Here is a 16,627-nt window from a genome sequence, read left to right as displayed (position 1 = left end):
CGCGTTGTAACCCATTGCAGAGGCGCTCGTCGGGCGGCTGCTGTGCGAAAAAGACGCCCTCAACAGAGGGCGTTAGCGTTTATTTGACCTGCTGCCCCGGCTGGGCACCGCTATCCGGGCTTAGCAGGAAAATATCTTTTCCACCGGGGCCGGCGGCCATTACCATCCCCTCAGAGACTCCAAAGCGCATTTTACGCGGCGCCAGGTTGGCTACCATCACCGTCAGGCGTCCAATGAGCGTCTCTGGTTGCGGATAAGCGGAGCGAATGCCTGAGAACACGTTCCGCTTTTCACCGCCAAGTTCCAGCGTCAGACGCAGCAGCTTATCAGACCCTTCGACAAATTCTGCGTTTTCAATGAGTGCGATGCGCATATCGACTCTGGCAAAATCATCAAATGTAATGGTTTCCTGAATCGGCGCGTCGGCCAGCGGGCCGCTCTGCGGCTGGGCGGTGGCTTTAATTTCTTCTTTCGAGGCCTCAACCAGCGCATCAACCTGTTTCATATCGATGCGGCTATATAGCGCTTTAAAGGGATTGATGCGGTGCTCAAGCAGCGGCCTCGCGATGGCATCCCATTCCAGTTCGGTATTTAAAAATGCTTCAACGCGCGCGCTCAGGCCCGGCAGCACCGGTTTTAGCCAGGTCATCAGTACCCGGAACAGGTTTACGCCCATCGAGCAGATGGCCTGAAGTTCAGCATCGCGACCTTCCTGTTTGGCGACCACCCACGGCGCCATTTCATCAACATAGCGGTTTGCCTGGTCGGCCAGCGCCATGATTTCACGCACCGCGCGGTTGAATTCACGCTTATCCCAGGCTTCACCGATGCTGGCGGCGGCGTCGATAAAGCGCTGATACAGCTCAGGGTCGGCAAGAGTATCAGACAGCTCGCCGTTAAAGCGCTTAGTAATAAATCCGGCGTTGCGTGAGGCCAGGTTGACCACTTTATTGACGATATCGCTATTCACGCGCTGAACGAAATCTTCCAGGCTTAAATCAATGTCGTCAATGCGCGGAGACAGTTTAGCGGTGTAGTAATAGCGCAGGCTGTCGGCGTCGAAATGATTCAGCCAGGTACTGGCTTTAATAAACGTACCGCGTGATTTGGACATCTTCGCGCCGTTAACGGTGACATAGCCGTGCACGAACAGATTAGTCGGCTTGCGGAAACCGCTGCCTTCCAGCATGGCGGGCCAGAACAGGCTATGAAAGTAGACGATATCTTTGCCAATAAAGTGATAAAGCTCGGCGTCGGAACCCGGTTTCCACCAGTCGTCAAAATTGAGGTCGCCGCGCCTGTCGCACAGGTTTTTAAACGATCCCATGTAGCCAATAGGCGCATCCAGCCAGACGTAGAAATATTTGCCCGGCGCGCCCGGAATTTCGAAGCCGAAATAGGGCGCGTCGCGGGAGATATCCCACTGCTGCAGCCCTGCGTCGAACCACTCCTGCATTTTGTTCGCTACCTGCTCCTGCAGCGCACCGCTGCGCGTCCACGCCTGCAGCATTTCGCTAAAGGCCGGTAGATCGAAGAAAAAGTGCTCAGACTCACGCATTTCCGGCGTGGCACCAGACACTACGGACTTAGGTTCAATAAGTTCCGTTGGGCTGTAGGTCGCACCGCAGACTTCGCAGTTATCGCCGTATTGATCCGGCGCTTTGCATCTCGGGCAGGTACCTTTTACAAAGCGGTCCGGCAGGAACATGCCTTTTTCCGGATCGTAAAGCTGAGAGATTATCCGGGTCTTAATGAACCCATTTTCTTTCAGGCGGCCGTAAATCAGGGACGCCAAAGCGCGGTTTTCTTCGCTGTGCGTTGAGTGATAGTTATCGTAGCTAATGGCAAATCCGGCGAAGTCACGCTGATGTTCCTGGCTCATGTCGCCAATCATCTGCTCCGGTGAAACGCCAAGCTGCTGCGCTTTGAGCATAATCGGCGTGCCGTGGGCGTCGTCCGCGCAGATGAAATTAACCTGATGGCCGCGCATTCGCTGGTAACGCACCCAGACATCCGCCTGAATATGCTCCAGCATGTGGCCGAGATGAATGGAGCCGTTCGCATAAGGAAGGGCGCAGGTTACCAGTATTTTTTTCGCGACGTGAGCCATAGTGACAATCGATCTTTCAGTATGAAAAAAGGGGGTAACGATAGTACCAAACGAGGAATTTTTTAGTAAGTCAAAAGCGAGTAATGGGGGAATTATTCGCTTTTTGGTATGCTTAATAAATTAACCCTGTCTGGCTATGGTCAGACTGCACCCTGTAACCAAAGGAGTCGGGATGAGTTCGCAATCCCAGGTGAGATCGCCGGAAGCCCTGCGCGCAATGGTCGCCGGAACGCTATCACAATTTCAACACCCTACCCTGAAACATAACCTGACGGCCCTGAAGGCGCTACATCATGTAGCCTGGATGGATGATGTGGTTTATATCGAACTGCAAATGCCGTTTGCCTGGCAAAGCGGATTTAACGTTCTGAAAGAGCAAACCAGCGCTGAATTGCTGCGGGTGACCGGCGCCCGGGCGATTGACTGGAAGCTGACGCACAATATCGCCACGCTTAAACGCGTTAAAGACAGAGCGGGCATTAATGGCGTCAAAAATATTATTGCCGTGAGTTCAGGAAAAGGTGGGGTAGGCAAATCGTCTACGGCGGTGAACCTGGCGCTGGCGCTCATTGCAGAGGGCGCGAAAGTCGGTATTTTGGATGCCGATATTTATGGCCCCTCCGTTCCGGCGATGCTCGGCACTGAAGCGGAGCGCCCAACGTCGCCTGATGGCACGCATATGGCGCCGATTATGGCGCACGGACTGGCCACTAACTCTATTGGCTATCTGGTGACCGACGACAATGCCATGGTCTGGCGCGGGCCGATGGCCAGCAAGGCACTGCTGCAACTTCTCCAGGAATCCCTGTGGCCGGACCTGGATTATCTGGTGCTGGACATGCCCCCTGGCACCGGTGATATCCAGCTTACGCTGGCGCAAAATATACCGGTTACCGGCGCGGTAGTGGTGACCACTCCGCAGGATATCGCGCTGATTGACGCGAAAAAAGGCATCGTAATGTTTGAGAAAGTGGATGTTCCGGTGCTGGGTATTATAGAAAATATGAGCATGCATGTTTGTAGCCAGTGCGGGCATCATGAGCCTATTTTTGGCACCGGTGGTGCTGAAAAGCTGGCGCAGCAGTATCATACAACGCTGCTTGGGCAAATGCCGCTGCACATTTCTCTGCGAGAGGATTTGGATAGCGGTGTGCCGACCGTGGTGAAAAGCCCTGACGGTGAGTTTACGCATCTGTACCGGCAGTTAGCCGGGCGCGTGGCGGCGCAGCTTTACTGGCAAGGGGATGTCATCCCGGCGGATATCGCTTTTAGGGCGCTTTAGGCGCGCGTAATAACAGATGAAGTAAAAAGCCGCCTTCATAAGGCGGCTTTGCTTTGATGCCCCAGAGGGGCATACCAAATTCCTTAAAAAAGTCTCTGCCAGTCTGGCTTGTGAGATTTAAATCCCAAAACAATAAAGCAGAGCCAAAATCTGTTGATGGCCACGCCCACAGGACATGGTTTTCAGTTGGCAATAAAAAGGGCGATACGCCCTTTTTACTTGTCACCCCGAAACCCCCTCCTGGGGAGGTGGTGATTGATCCTGTAAGGCTATAGCTGAAGAATGCCAATGCCAATGCCAATGCCAATGCCAATGCCAATGCCAATGCCAATGCCGGAATAGCTCTGCTTACTCATCGCAAGTAAAAGGAGACAAACCAACACGGGGCTTTACAGGCGTTCATCACAGGTATATTGGCGTTGCAAATACCGACGCCAACGTATCGATTCAGGATCCTTAAAGACAGGCCGGGCAAGGAGCTTTACAGGGCAATCTACATTCTATGCGGACTAGGCGGCATAAAGGATTGTGAAGTTCTGGCGTTAAATATTCAGCCAGCTCATGTACATCTGGTGGTCATCGTCCGACCTAAAATATTGATATCAACGCGAATGGGTCATTTGAAAGGTCGCAGTGCCATCAGGCTCTGTAATCGTTTTCCACACATCAGGAAGACGCGCTGGGGAAACCATTTTTGGCCCCGTGGGTAGTTTGTAGATACGGTCGATGTGAACGAAGAAATAATCAGAAGATATGTGCGACATCAGGAGAAAACGGAACAAACACATGAACAGCAGATGGAATTGCCAGAGTCGTAAGCGGAAGGTGACAATATTCCCCTTAAGGGGGCATTCTCAAAGGCCACCTTCTAAGAAGGTGGCCTTTTACTTCAAAAGGGTAAATACCTATCCCGGCAGGCTATGTTATCCACTGCTCTGATGCTGGCTGTACCCGGAATTTTTGCACATGCCGTTTTCAGCGCGATGCCTGGAGTCAGGAGGGGCGGCTTTTATCTGTGGTGAGGCAGGCGGTAAATGTGATTATGACATTAAAGGCCGATAATCTGGGTCTGGATTATTCGCGGTTACCGATATCTGTTATTAAATATGCGAGAATTCCAGCCCATACATCCCGATAATTTATCTTTTTTTGCGTATGTTCTTAATGATGGATTATTTATATTAAGAATATTCACTATCTCCATTGAGATTAAATCAAAGTTTATTTAAAACACTACTTCACATCGGGAAGTGCGATCTTGTTACTATTTATGAAAAACGCGACTTTACTTTATGAGGCCTCAAAAGTAGCATCGCTGCGCACTTGCATGGGATAAATATAAATGAGAACACGACTATTTGACACAGGTGACAACGCTCGCATCTCGCCAGGAATGTGCAGCGTGAATAGTTTATGAACCGCAATTATCTTATTCACCAGTTACAGTTTTTTCCACAGACACGCGCACTTGTTAATTCCACCAGTGGGCAAAACATTACGCTGACAAATCTTTCTGCAATATGTTTGCAGTACCTTTGTGAGCGCAGTGATATTTGGATTCATGAGACGGCGCTGCGCAGCCTGTTTCCAGTGGCCTCGTCGGAGGCTATATGGGACGGGCTGCTAGAACTGCGACGCGCTTTTATTACGCTGGACGCTCCGTCTATTCTGATTATGAATTCCCAGTCGCCGCGTCGCGTATTGCTGCGCAGGGGTGAGAAGGCCAGCGTCGGAACCGACAGCAGGTTGGCACCGGGGAGGGGGAATGAAGAAGATAAAACCATGACGCCATACGCCGAATGCCGAAAACGCCTGCGCTTACCGCGCGTGGCGGCTTTGGCGCTGTTTTCTGCCCTAATGCTGCTGCTGGCAGGGAGCGGGCAGATTTTCACTCTTGAGAAAAACGCAGCCTCTACGGGCTATGTGCCCGGCTCGAATATCACCGGCAAATGCGCCTGGCAATATAACGCCGATGCCGGCAGTTATAAGCGCCATGCCAGCTTCACCGCAACGCATAAGGAGTTATGTCGTGATCGAGTGACGATTTACGTCACGGCGTATCCGGCATCGACAAAAGTCTCCGCCATTATTTGCAATAAAGCGCTGCTGTCATACGGCTCAGCACCGCACTGTCTGTCGCTGTATTTCCCAAACCAAAAAGCGGGAGAAGAAATATCATGAAGCGCAAAAGCATGGTATTTATCATCCTCGGGCACGTGCTGCTGTTAGCGACTTTGGCGCTGACGGTCTACTTTTTCCATATTGTTCCATCGCGGCGTTCAATCCCCTTTACGTGCCACGCGCGTATGATAGTCCATTTGGGAGAGCGGACGCTCTCTACGCGCATTAATTTTCATTTACACGGTGACAAAGGCGAGGCGGTGGTTAGGGGATATCTGGCCGAAGCAGCGCCGCGCGGAGTCCGGATTAATCGTATTATTCGGTTCTCTATTTCTCCGCTTTCAGAACAGAGACATTTGCGGAGCCTGGCAGTAGTGCCGCGTGCCGATGATGAGCTAAGCCCGGAACACGGAAATGCTCTGTTACCTGAGTTTTTCACGGCGCAGCAGCGTGAGGTCGAATTACGACCCGTAGGCGGCGGTAGCAGCGGATATCTGGTTTATGCCGGCGGCTTCCCTCAGTTCCTGTGTAATTAAAGATGAATTATCCTGACTTCCTGTTTTCCGAGCGCACATAATGTATTAACGCCACTTTTTAGAAGATGAGCCTTCAATAAGGTAGCTCACAGATCATCCATTTTTAATGGATGGTCAGTTTATTATTTCTACACGCATGCGTTGGTAGAGTTAATATCATTACGGGAGAGTATTCGTTTATTCTCCCGGCACCTCTTATACGGGATTTGCTTAATAAAAATTAATTTTATCTAATTTATCGGGTGTTATAAGGAAACATCTGGCGGAGATAATTGGTTTTTGGTGGGATTATTTCATGGTGAAACTGGGAAGTAGGTCTAATATATTTAATGGTAAAACTGTCCGTGCGGAAGAATAAGTTTTTTTTGCAAGCCACAGAGGGAGCCAACACCATTAAAATCACTATATGCGTTGAATACCTTTGAGCGGCGAGCCTGAGCGCAGGCGCCTGCCGCTTTTCAGTAACCCTATTAGTTAGCGTAAAAAATGTCCCCGGAAAGAGCTTTAACAACTTTTCCTGCGTCGTCGGTAATCAGGACATAATTCCCACCCATATAGGTCCAATGAGTGCCTTCATCAGGCGGCGTCAGGTTACGCAGCTTCCACTGGGATATAGCGTACTGGCTGCTCCGGTACAGCTCCGGAACGGTATCGCCAATATGATAGAGGTGAAAATCAGCGCTGAAGGTTTTTACCTCATAGCTGGAGTCAGCGGGCTGTGACTGCGGCTGAGTTAACGCCTGGGCTTCATCATCGGTATTGGCAGCCGCGCTGCCCGCCATCATTCCAAGGCCAATTGCCAGCGCGGCGCTGAGCGCCCATTGAGTCTTGTTCATAACTTCTCTCCCGGATAGCTTGCCAAAAGCGCGTTCAGTCGTGCAGTAAAGGCTATAACGCCATAATTCACCGCCGGATAGCGCCAGAGCAAGCCAGATTTTGTGTGAAAATTTGTCTACAGGATACCGCATACCGTGGAGCAACCGGGCTAATGACCGGCACCGGCGAACCTTCGGCGGCGGTTAATATGGTGCGCAAACATGCGGACAGTAAAACCGTTACCGGCTCGCTTTCCGGCAGTTATGGCAGCTGGGATAAACGTCGGGTAGTGGCGGATGTTTCGGCGCCTCTAACGACGGCGGGCAATGTTCGCACCCGGGTAATTACGGGCTATCAGGATGGCAATAGCTGGCTCGATCGCTACGGGAAACGCAAAAAATTCTTTACCGGCGCGCTGGATGCTGACCTTACCGCAATGACGACGCTGTCGGTCGGGTATGACTATCAACAGGCACACACCTCATCTCCCACATGGGGCGGCGTACCGACCTGGTACGCGGATGGCGGGCGTACGCATTTCGACAGGAGCTTTAGCCCGGCACCGGACTGGAGTTACTCGGAACATAAAGCGAACAAAGTGTTTGCCAGCCTTGCGCAGCGTTTCGACAACGGCTGGTTGCTCAATGCGACCGGCACACATGCGGAAAATCGCTTTGATTCTAAATTAATGTACGCATCAGGCTTCCCCGATCGCGCGACCGGCGGCGGGGTTTCCGCATTCGGCGGCTGGAATAAAGGGAAACGCAAGCTGGATTCACTGGACATGTATGCCAGCGGCCCGGTTACGGTATTCGAGCGCCAGCACACGCTGATGCTGGGAGGCAGTTACAGCAAACAGAATAATCATTATATCAACGCGCAATCCTCGTTTAGCGCAGATGAGGTAGGCGATTATTTTCGCTGGAACGGGCGCATTGCTGAAAAACCGTGGTCCCCGTGGGTAGATTATTCAAATGATACTATTCGCAAGCGTTCACTCTACGGGGCCGCGCGGATTACCCTTGCCGATCCGCTACACGCTATCGTCGGCGCGCGCTACACCCACTGGCGCGCCAGTGGCACCACGGCCAACAGCGATAAATCGCGCATAACGCCGTACGCAGGTCTGATTTATGACATTAATGACTCCTGGTCCGGTTACGCCAGTTATACCTCAATATTTCAGCCGCAAAGCGTGCGCAATATCGATAAACGTTATATCGATCCCGCGACCGGAAACAGTTACGAAACCGGGTTAAAAGGAGACTGGCTTAATGGGCGTCTGACCGCGTCGGTCGCACTGTTTTACACCCGGCAAGATAACGTGGCCGTCAGAACCTCAGAATATATTCCCGGTACCGATGAAATGGCCTGGCGAGCGGCGAACGACACCGTTAGCAAAGGCGTTGAATTTGAGCTAAACGGTAAACTTACCGATGACTGGCTAATGACCGTAGGCGGCTCACGCTTTATGGCACAAGCCGGTGACCATACGGCGATAAATCCCTGGATGCCACGTACTACCTTGAAACTGTTTACCCGCTATCGCCTGCCGATATTACCTGCGCTAACCCTCGGCGGCGGCGTGAACTGGCAAAATAGCACCTGGCAGGATGTGGCCGGCCCGCAGGGCGCCGCGCGCATCCATCAGGGAAGTTACGCGCTGGTCGATTTGTTCGGGCGCTATCAGGTGACGCAGCGGCTTGCGGTGCAGGCGAACGTTAACAATCTGTTTGATAAAGAAAACTTCGATTACCTTGGCGCTTACGCGGTTTACGGGGCACCGCGCAGCGTTTCCGTGGCGGTTAATTATGATTTCTGAGCCGGGTTACCGCTCAGGGTAAAACGGAATAATGCGACACCGATACCCGTGGCCATTCGCTGCTTAACGGCTGAGTTCGCCGGCGCCGCGTATTGCCGCTGCCATAAGCCCGACCGAGCGGTTTGCCAGGCGAAGTGAGGAATCAAATTAATATGCTATACCCGCGCAGGTAATAAGGGTAGCGCCTGAGCGCGGCGGTTGTGCAGGTATCGTCCGGCACTTTACCGCCGCGCATCACAACGATGCTGGAGAAGGTATCTACTCAAAAGGTGGCATTTCAGACAATTGAACAAAACCAGTTAAGGTAAAATTAATTCAAACAGCATAATATGCGGCAGTTTGAATTCTTTGTGATGACCCTAATATGAAACGACTTGCCTCTTCGGGCGCATCCACGCGCTTTAACGGTAGCGCGCTGGCATGGGCGCTGATTTACTTTTGCTTTTTTTCCACGGCGCTGCAAATCGTCATTGTTGCCTGGGGGCGCGGTGGCACCATTGGATTACGTGATTCTCTACTGTATAGCCTGCTGTGGACGATCCCGGTCTTTTTGTTTCCTCGCTGTATTCGGCTTTATGGCGCTGTCGTTGGCATTCTGCTCTGGCTGAGTTCTGCTGCGGCTATCGCTTATTTCTATATTTATGGTCAGGAATTTTCGCAAAGCGTTCTGTTTGTGATGTTTGAAACTAACGCCAGCGAAGCCGGCGAATATATGCAGCAATATTTCAGTTGGGGCCTGGTGGCGACTCTGATTGTTTACACGCTGGCGGCCCTTTTTCTCTGGACCCGCTTGCGCCCGGTATATTTACCCCGCGCCTGGCGCTACGGCGCTTCGCTGGTCATTTTTTGCATACTCATTCTGGCTCCGCTGGCGCCGAGAATAATGGCCGGAAAGGGGGTACACAATGCGGTATCGCATCTGGTTAACCGTATGGAGCCCGCTGCGCCCTGGCAGTTCGTTGCCGGGTATTACAACTATCGTAACCAGCTAAACAGCCTGGAGGAGAAACTGCAGGCTAATCGCGCTCTGCCGCCGTTAAAGAACCTGGTTGACGCCAATGGTGATACGCCGCGCACGCTGGTGTTAGTGATTGGCGAATCCACTCAGCGTAATCGCATGAGCCTGTATGGCTACGGTCGTAACACTACGCCGGAGATAGACGCGCTGCGCCTGAAAGATAAAAATTTATCGGTATTCAACGATGTGGTGACATCGCGCCCGTATACCATTGAAATTTTGCAGCAGGCGCTTACCTTCGCTGATGAAAAAAATCCCGACCTTTATCTCACCGAGCCTTCCTTAATGAATATGATGAAGCAGGCTGGTTATAAAACGTTCTGGATAACCAACCAGCAGTCCATGACCAAACGTAACACCATGCTGACCGTGTTTTCGCGTCAGACTGACCAACAGTTCTATATGAATCAGCAGCGCAATCAGAGCTCACGCCAGTATGATTCGGTAGTATTCGCGCCGTTTAAAAGCGTGCTTAACGATCCGGCGCCGAAGAAATTTATTGTTATTCATTTATTGGGAACCCATCTCAGCTATCAATTTCGCTATCCGGAAAGTTATGCGCGCTTTACCGGGCGCGATGCCGCGGTTCCTGCCGGCGTGGCAGACGATACGCTGGATACCTACAACAGTTACGATAACGCCGTACTGTTCAATGATCACGTATTAACGACGCTGATTAAAACCTTTAAAGCAAGCGACCCCAACGGCTTCCTGCTCTATTTTTCCGATCACGGGGAAGAGGTGTACGACACGCCGCCGCATAAGCTTCAGGGACGTAACGAAGAGGCACCTACCCGGGCCATGTATACGATACCTTTTATTCTCTGGTCATCGCCGGAATGGGTGAAACATCATCCTCAGGACTTCAGCGCGGCGGAAAATCGTAAGTACAGCAGCATGGATCTCATCTATACATGGTCTGATTTGGCGGGGCTGCGCTACGAGGGCTGGGATCCGACGCGCAGCCTGGTTAACCCGCGCTTTGTCGAACGCCCGCGCCTGATTGGTAACCCGGCGCATCAAAATAAACTGCGCGATTATGATGCGCTAACTCGCTGAAAAAGCGCCGACGGTGGCAAGAATAAAGCCCTCGTCGGCGTTGATTTAACTTCAGGTATTGTGTGTTGGCGGCGTATTACTCCTGAGCCGGGAAAGCGGCAGCAGCGCCAGCGCGGATAGAACGGCGCTGGCAAGCGGTGTAAACGCAAGAAGCTCGTGCGATACCAGAACACTCCCCGCATTTTGGCCTAACGTAATGCCCAGATTAAATCCAGCAATGTTCAATGCAGATGCAAACCCCACGGCGCGCGGTGCATAGCGTTCCGCCGTCTCCAGCATTCCCGCCTGAAAAGCCGGTGACATACCAAACGCCAGCGCTCCCCAAATAAACAGCATGGGCACCATGGCGACTTTATGCGACATGGCGACGGTTAGAATAATAAAAGCGAGGAGCAGGCATAAAATCATGCGTCTCAGGGCGCTGCGCCAGCCGAGGGTTACGGCCCAGCGGCCGCCTGCCAGGTTACCGATGAGCGTGGCCAGCCCGAACACCACCAATAGCACGCTGGCACTGTTAGTTGAAAACCCGGTGATTGCTGTCAGTATCGGCGTCACGAAAGTAAATGCCGCAAAACTGGTGCCAAAGCCCAGAACGGTGACTGTCATCATGGTCAAAATTGCGGGCTGGCGCAGCGCCGCCAGTTGTTCCGCCAGCGTGCCATCAGCGTGAACCTCAATTGCGGGCACCAGGCGCAGCGTTGCCAGCCATGCCAGCGCGGCCAGCGCTGCGACGGCGAAAAAAGGCAGGCGCCAGTTTGCGGCGTTACCGATAAAACTACCTAACGGCACGCCGATCACCATCGCCAGCGTCAGGCCGGCAAACATTAACGCAATAGCTTTGCCAGCCTGCCCTTTTGGTGCCAGATGGGCAGCCACGGTAGCGCCAATCGCAAAGAAACTTCCGTGAGCGACGGCGGTAATCATTCGGCCAGTAAGTAACACCGCGTAGCTGCCCGCCAGTGCGGAGACCAGATTGCCCGCAAGGAAGACGGCAATAAGGCCTAATAGCAGAGCCTTGCGCGGTATGCGTGCCAGGCAAAGCACCAGTACCGGGGTGCCGACAGCCAGCGCCAGCGCATAAAACCCGACTAGCCCTCCGGCGCGAGAAAGCGAGATCTGAAACGCTGTTGCAAGAGAAGGCAAGATGCCGACCACCACAAATTCGGCGATGCCGATGGCAAAGGCGGCGATGGCCAGCGCATATACGCCAGGATGTGTTTTTTGCTGAATACTCATATACGCCTCGCTGCATAAATGGCCAGCGCCTGGTCGGCTTCTATCGTCGCTCCCGCAACGCCGACGGCGCCGATGGTGGTTCCATTTTCATCACGCAGTACCACACCGCCACCGAAGCTGATTAATCCGCCGTTGGTTGACTCAAGGGTATAGGCTGCGCCGTTGGGCCGCGCCTGTTCGCCGAGTTGCTGGCTGTCGGTTTGAAATAGTGCGGCGGTACGGGCTTTTTTGATTGCTACGTCGATAGCGCCGGGAACGGCATTATCCATACGTAAAAAACCTTTTAGCAATCCGGCGGCGTCCACCACACTTATGCAGACGGCGGAATTTTGCGCGCTTGCCTGGCGCCGGGTACAGTCAGTGATGCGCTGCACCAAAGATTCACAGAGAATAGAAGGCATTTACGGGCTCCATCAAACAATGAGGTCCGCATTATTCTGTCTTTGCGCAGCAGGTAAAATACCTGACGAAAAATATCGATTATTTTTTGGTAATATCAAACAAATCGTGCATCACTTCTGTTGCCATCCGCTGCAGCACTGACTTTGGCAGGCGCTGAGCCGGGCCGGCGAAACCCATTGCCGCGACGATACGGCCATGCTGCCATAGCGGCAGCGCCAGGCAGTTCATCCCCGGTTCAGCCTGTTCCAGATCGATAGCGAAACCGAAATGCGCGATACATTCCAGCTCTTGTTCAAGCCCGGCGGGGAGCTGGCAGTATCGCCGAACGATGCGCAGCAATTCAGAATCAAAGGCTAAAAAAAGGTGGCCGATAGCGGAGGTCAACAGCCCCTCGCGCCGGCCACGCGGGTTGACGACTCTAAGGTTACGCTCGCACTCCAGCGCGTCGATATACAGATAATCGCGTGAGCCGCACGGCACGGCTAAATAGCAGGTCTCTTTACTGTGAGCGGCCAGTACGCGCAGGGCGGGAGCAAAGGTTTCCCGCAGCCGGGTATCAATATCCGTTAGCGGCTGCGTCAACTCCCGCAGGCGGAGACCGAGCGCGTAGTGTTTGTTATTGCGCGTAATATATCCCATTGATGCCATGGTGCTCAGTAAGCCATGCATCGTGCCTTTATCCAGCCCGGTACGCGCGGCCAGCTCGGCGAGCCGCGCTTCGCCGCCGGCTTCAGCCAGTGCTTCAAGTAGGGTAAAAGCGCGCTCAACGGATTGAATAGTTGCCATTTCATTCTTACGGTAGGGTTTTTTGAGATAGTAAAATATCTTGCTGCGATAAGAAACGCCAGACGTTAATTAACGTCCACTGAGTGTGGTAAATATTTTGTTATCCGCGCGACATATTGGGTTTCCTGCTCCGCATTTGTTTATTCCAGGCGCGGCGATAGCACTGCATTACGCTGGGCTATCGCCGATGGGATTTTTACCGGGGAATTTTATGCAGCCGCCGGGCTTTATCCGCCAGGTTATCGAGCGCTTACATTTACGCCCGCGGCTGCCTGCTGCTTTGAAAGACAAGGTCCAGGTTTACAATATTCGCAGGCAGGACTATTCTGGCTGCCGGTTAATGTTTAGTTAACCACATGATATTGATGTTTTGACTCGGGGTGCCCTGATGCTTCAGGGCTGAGAAACACCCGTATTACCTGAACTGGATAATGCCAGCGTAGGGAAGTCAGACGTTTCAAGCGTCCCTTCTTCACGCCGGCCAGGAGCCCGTCTATGCAACCTGAGCCGCTTTCCGGCCCTTTGGCCGCCCAGGCCTTACAGCAATTTCGCGCCGGTTCGCCGCTGGTGCATTGTATGACCAACGATGTAGTGCAAACCTTTACCGCTAACGTCCTCCTGGCGCTGGGAGCTTCTCCGGCCATGGTTATTGATAAAGAAGAAGCCGCGCAATTTAGCGCTCGGGCTGACGCGCTGCTGATTAACCTTGGCACCCTGACGCAGGAGAGCCTGCGGGCGATGCGCGCAGCGGTTCTTAGCGCCCGATGCGCCGATAAACCGTGGCTATTAGACCCGGTAGCGGTCGGTGGGCTGACGCTGCGTACCGAATTTGCCCGTGAATTATTGGCGCTACGCCCGACCGCAATCCGCGGGAATGCTTCTGAAATTATGGCGCTGGCCGGGGAGAGCGGCGGCGGGCGCGGCGTGGACAGTACGATTGAGGTCTGCGAGGCGCTGCCGGCGGCCCGTTCTCTGGCTAAAACCTGGGGAACCGTGGTCGCGGTAAGCGGAGAGACGGACTATCTCACCGATGGTGAGCGCGCGATAAGCGTCCACGGCGGGCATCCGATAATGACGCGGGTAGTAGGCACCGGCTGTGCGCTCTCTGCAGTGATGGCAGCCTGCTGCGCCCTGCCCGGGAGCGTGCTAACCAACGCCGCTGCGGCCTGTGCCTGGATGGCGCGCGCAGGGGAGCATGCGGAGGCGAAAAGCGCGGGGCCAGGCAGTTTTATCCCGGCTTTTCTTGACGCTTTATGGCATTTAAATCAGGAATCTTTGATATGAAAATCGAAGCGGGGATGCCGCGAATTAATGCTTTAACGATAGCCGGCACTGACCCCAGCGGCGGTGCCGGAATTCAGGCCGATCTGAAAGCGTTTTCGGCTCTTGGCGCCTATGGCTGCTCGGTGGTAACGGCGCTGGTGGCGCAAAATACGCGCGGCGTCCAGTCCGTGTATCGGGTTGCGCCAGAATTCGTCGCCGCTCAGCTTGATTCGGTATTTAGCGATGTACGGATTGATACCACCAAAATCGGCATGCTGGCAGAGACGGACATCATTGAAGCAGTCGCGGAGCGACTTGCGCGCTATCAGGTTGAAAATGTGGTACTGGATACCGTAATGCTGGCGAAGAGCGGCGATCCGCTGCTCACTGTCAGCGCCGTGGCAACGCTGCGCAGCCGGCTATTGCCGAAGGTTTCCTTAATTACGCCCAATCTGCCCGAGGCCGCTGCGCTGCTTGAGGCGCCGCTGGCGCGCAGCGAGCGAGAAATGTGTGAGCAGGGAAAAGCGCTACTGGCTTTGGGCTGCGGTGCGGTGCTTATGAAAGGCGGCCATCTGGATGATGCGCAAAGCCCGGACTGGTTGTTTATCGGTAATGAAACGCTGCGCTTTACCGCGCCGCGCATTGCCACCAAAAACACCCACGGCACCGGCTGCTCGCTGTCCGCGGCGCTGGCGGCGCTCCGCCCCCGATATCCGGGCTGGCGTGAGACGGTACCTGCTGCTAAACGCTGGCTTTCCGAGGCGCTGTCCGCCGCCGATTCCCTTGAAGTGGGGCACGGCGCTGGCCCCGTGCACCATTTCCATGCCTGGTGGTAGCCTCTGCAATGTAAGCACGTAAAAGAAAGCGCGCGAAGGTATTTGTATGTCAGCTTAAGCATTGGCTTCCCGTACGTTATCCGAAGGCTGCCGGATAAGCGGCAGCGTCACCGAAACGTGCCAGCGGAATAGGCTGAAAACATTCGATAAAGTGGACAATTAGCGTCATCGCATCCACGCTTGATCTGCCGGCAAAACGGACCGGATGTGACTCATTCCGACACGATGACGGAATTTACCGGAGGAAAATATGACCGATATTGCGCAGTTGCTTGGTAAAGATGCCGATACGCTATTACAGCACCGCTGTATGACCATTCCGGCGGATAATTTATATCTGCCCGGCGCAGATTACGTGACACGCGTCATGATGGATAATAACCGATCGCCTGCGGTGCTGCGCAACATGCAGACGCTATACAACACCGGGCGATTGGCGGGCACCGGGTATTTGTCCATTTTGCCGGTCGATCAGGGCGTTGAGCATTCTGCGGGCGCTTCTTTTGCGGCAAACCCTCTCTATTTCGATCCGAAAAATATCGTGGAGCTGGCGCTGGAAGCGGGATGTAATTGCGTGGCGTCAACGTATGGGGTGCTGGCATCGGTGGCACGCCGCTACGCGCACCGCATCCCGTTTCTGGTCAAGCTTAACCATAATGAGACGCTAAGTTATCCAACCCAATACGATCAGACGCTGTACGCCAGCGTAGAGCAGGCGTTCAACATGGGCGCTGTTGCCGTCGGCGCGACGATTTATTTCGGCTCGCTGGAGTCCCGGCGTCAAATTGAAGAGATCTCAGCGGCGTTTGAGCGCGCGCACGAACTGGGGATGGTGACCGTGCTATGGGCATATTTGCGTAATTCTGCGTTTAAAAAAGACGGCGTGGATTATCACGCCAGTGCGGATCTCACCGGGCAGGCTAATCACCTGGCGGCGACTATCGGCGCTGATATCGTTAAACAAAAAATGGCAGAAAATAACGGCGGCTATAAAGCGCTCCATTTTGGCTATACCGACGATCGCGTTTACGGAAAATTAACTACCGATAACCCTATTGATCTGGTGCGATACCAGTTAGCGAGCTGCTATATGGGGCGCGCCGGGCTGATTAATTCGGGTGGGGCATCCGGCGGTGAAACAGACCTTGCCGATGCGGTACGCACCGCCGTTATCAATAAACGCGCGGGCGGCATGGGGCTAATTCTGGGGCGTAAGGCGTTTAAAAAATCGATGCCCGAAGGCGTCAGGCTGATTAACGCAGTTCAGGACGTATACCTTAATGCGAGCGTGACCATCGCGTAAGACTGTCGCTGTAAGTGTCAGAGAAGCGAACAGGCGA

At 53.6% G+C, this 16,627-nt stretch carries 14 protein-coding genes, 1 pseudogene and 1 riboswitch; of the genes and pseudogenes, 9 read left to right on the top strand and 6 right to left on the bottom strand.

Annotated elements, in window-relative coordinates; genetic code table 11:
- Positions 1-79: 79 nt before the first annotated feature.
- A complete protein-coding gene (metG, locus tag SFA31_RS17005) occupies positions 80-2,110 on the bottom strand; it encodes a methionine--tRNA ligase (RefSeq protein WP_322839044.1) in 2,031 nt (676 codons plus the stop codon).
- A 172-nt stretch (positions 2,111-2,282) separates the two neighbouring features.
- On the opposite strand from metG, the gene apbC reads away from it, so the two are divergent.
- Positions 2,283-3,392: an iron-sulfur cluster carrier protein ApbC gene (gene apbC / locus SFA31_RS17000; RefSeq protein ID WP_322839043.1), complete on the top strand. Its 1,110-nt coding sequence runs from the start codon at positions 2,283-2,285 to the stop codon at positions 3,390-3,392.
- Here apbC and SFA31_RS16995 read toward each other — a convergent pair.
- A complete protein-coding gene (locus SFA31_RS16995) occupies positions 3,379-3,717 on the bottom strand; it encodes a hypothetical protein (protein ID WP_322839042.1) in 339 nt (112 codons plus the stop codon). The genes apbC and SFA31_RS16995 overlap by 14 nt on opposite strands.
- Positions 3,718-3,746: 29 nt before the next feature.
- Between SFA31_RS16995 and tnpA the strand changes: the two are divergent.
- The 3 genes and pseudogenes from tnpA (at position 3,747) to SFA31_RS16980 (ending at position 6,049) form a co-directional block, all read left to right on the top strand.
- Positions 3,747-4,210: pseudogene (gene tnpA, locus SFA31_RS16990) on the top strand (IS200/IS605 family transposase).
- Positions 4,211-4,916: 706 nt separating this feature from the next.
- Entirely contained in the window at positions 4,917-5,573 is a 657-nt protein-coding gene (locus SFA31_RS16985; protein WP_322839041.1) for a hypothetical protein, read from the top strand.
- Complete coding sequence (locus tag SFA31_RS16980; protein WP_322839040.1) at positions 5,570-6,049, top strand: hypothetical protein; 480 nt, start codon at positions 5,570-5,572, stop codon at positions 6,047-6,049. Before SFA31_RS16985 ends, SFA31_RS16980 begins: the two co-directional genes overlap by 4 nt.
- A 470-nt stretch (positions 6,050-6,519) precedes the next feature.
- On the opposite strand, the gene SFA31_RS16975 is transcribed toward SFA31_RS16980, so the two are convergent.
- Entirely contained in the window at positions 6,520-6,885 is a 366-nt protein-coding gene (locus tag SFA31_RS16975; protein WP_322839039.1) for an RcnB family protein, read from the bottom strand.
- 104 nt (positions 6,886-6,989) lie between these two features.
- Between SFA31_RS16975 and fhuE the strand changes: the two genes are divergently transcribed.
- Entirely contained in the window at positions 6,990-8,687 is a 1,698-nt protein-coding gene (fhuE, locus tag SFA31_RS16970; RefSeq protein WP_322839038.1) for a ferric-rhodotorulic acid/ferric-coprogen receptor FhuE, read from the top strand.
- A 364-nt stretch (positions 8,688-9,051) separates the two neighbouring features.
- Entirely contained in the window at positions 9,052-10,764 is a 1,713-nt protein-coding gene (cptA, locus tag SFA31_RS16965; protein WP_322839037.1) for a phosphoethanolamine transferase CptA, read from the top strand.
- A gap of 51 nt (positions 10,765-10,815) precedes the next feature.
- On the opposite strand, the gene SFA31_RS16960 is transcribed toward cptA, so the two are convergent.
- The 3 genes from SFA31_RS16960 to SFA31_RS16950 form a co-directional block, all read right to left on the bottom strand.
- Positions 10,816-12,000: an MFS transporter gene (locus SFA31_RS16960; RefSeq protein ID WP_322839036.1), complete on the bottom strand. Its 1,185-nt coding sequence runs from the start codon at positions 11,998-12,000 to the stop codon at positions 10,816-10,818.
- Positions 11,997-12,401: a GlcG/HbpS family heme-binding protein gene (locus SFA31_RS16955; RefSeq protein WP_322839035.1), complete on the bottom strand. Its 405-nt coding sequence runs from the start codon at positions 12,399-12,401 to the stop codon at positions 11,997-11,999. Before SFA31_RS16955 ends, SFA31_RS16960 begins: the two co-directional genes overlap by 4 nt.
- A gap of 79 nt (positions 12,402-12,480) precedes the next feature.
- Entirely contained in the window at positions 12,481-13,188 is a 708-nt protein-coding gene (locus SFA31_RS16950; protein ID WP_322839034.1) for an IclR family transcriptional regulator, read from the bottom strand.
- Between the two features lie 366 nt (positions 13,189-13,554).
- Positions 13,555-13,651, top strand: a riboswitch (TPP riboswitch).
- 32 nt (positions 13,652-13,683) lie between these two features.
- Here SFA31_RS16950 and thiM point away from each other — a divergent pair.
- From thiM to fbaB, 3 genes are all read left to right on the top strand, one after another.
- The gene (gene thiM / locus SFA31_RS16945) at positions 13,684-14,472 is read left to right on the top strand and encodes a hydroxyethylthiazole kinase (RefSeq protein ID WP_322839033.1); all 789 of its coding nucleotides are present in this window, start codon (positions 13,684-13,686) and stop codon (positions 14,470-14,472) included.
- 14 nt (positions 14,473-14,486) lie between these two features.
- Positions 14,487-15,287 (top strand): bifunctional hydroxymethylpyrimidine kinase/phosphomethylpyrimidine kinase, encoded by an 801-nt coding sequence (gene thiD / locus SFA31_RS16940; protein WP_322839404.1) that lies wholly within the window; start codon positions 14,487-14,489, stop codon positions 15,285-15,287.
- A 250-nt stretch (positions 15,288-15,537) separates the two neighbouring features.
- Entirely contained in the window at positions 15,538-16,590 is a 1,053-nt protein-coding gene (gene fbaB, locus SFA31_RS16935) for a class I fructose-bisphosphate aldolase (protein ID WP_322839032.1), read from the top strand.
- Positions 16,591-16,627: the final 37 nt, after the last annotated feature.

The sequence above is a fragment of the Erwinia sp. HR93 genome (assembly GCF_034555055.1).
Taxonomy (GTDB): domain Bacteria; phylum Pseudomonadota; class Gammaproteobacteria; order Enterobacterales; family Enterobacteriaceae; genus Apirhabdus; species Apirhabdus apintestini.
Note: the sequence above shows the minus strand (reverse complement) of the source record. Positions and strands in the feature narration are given on the sequence as shown.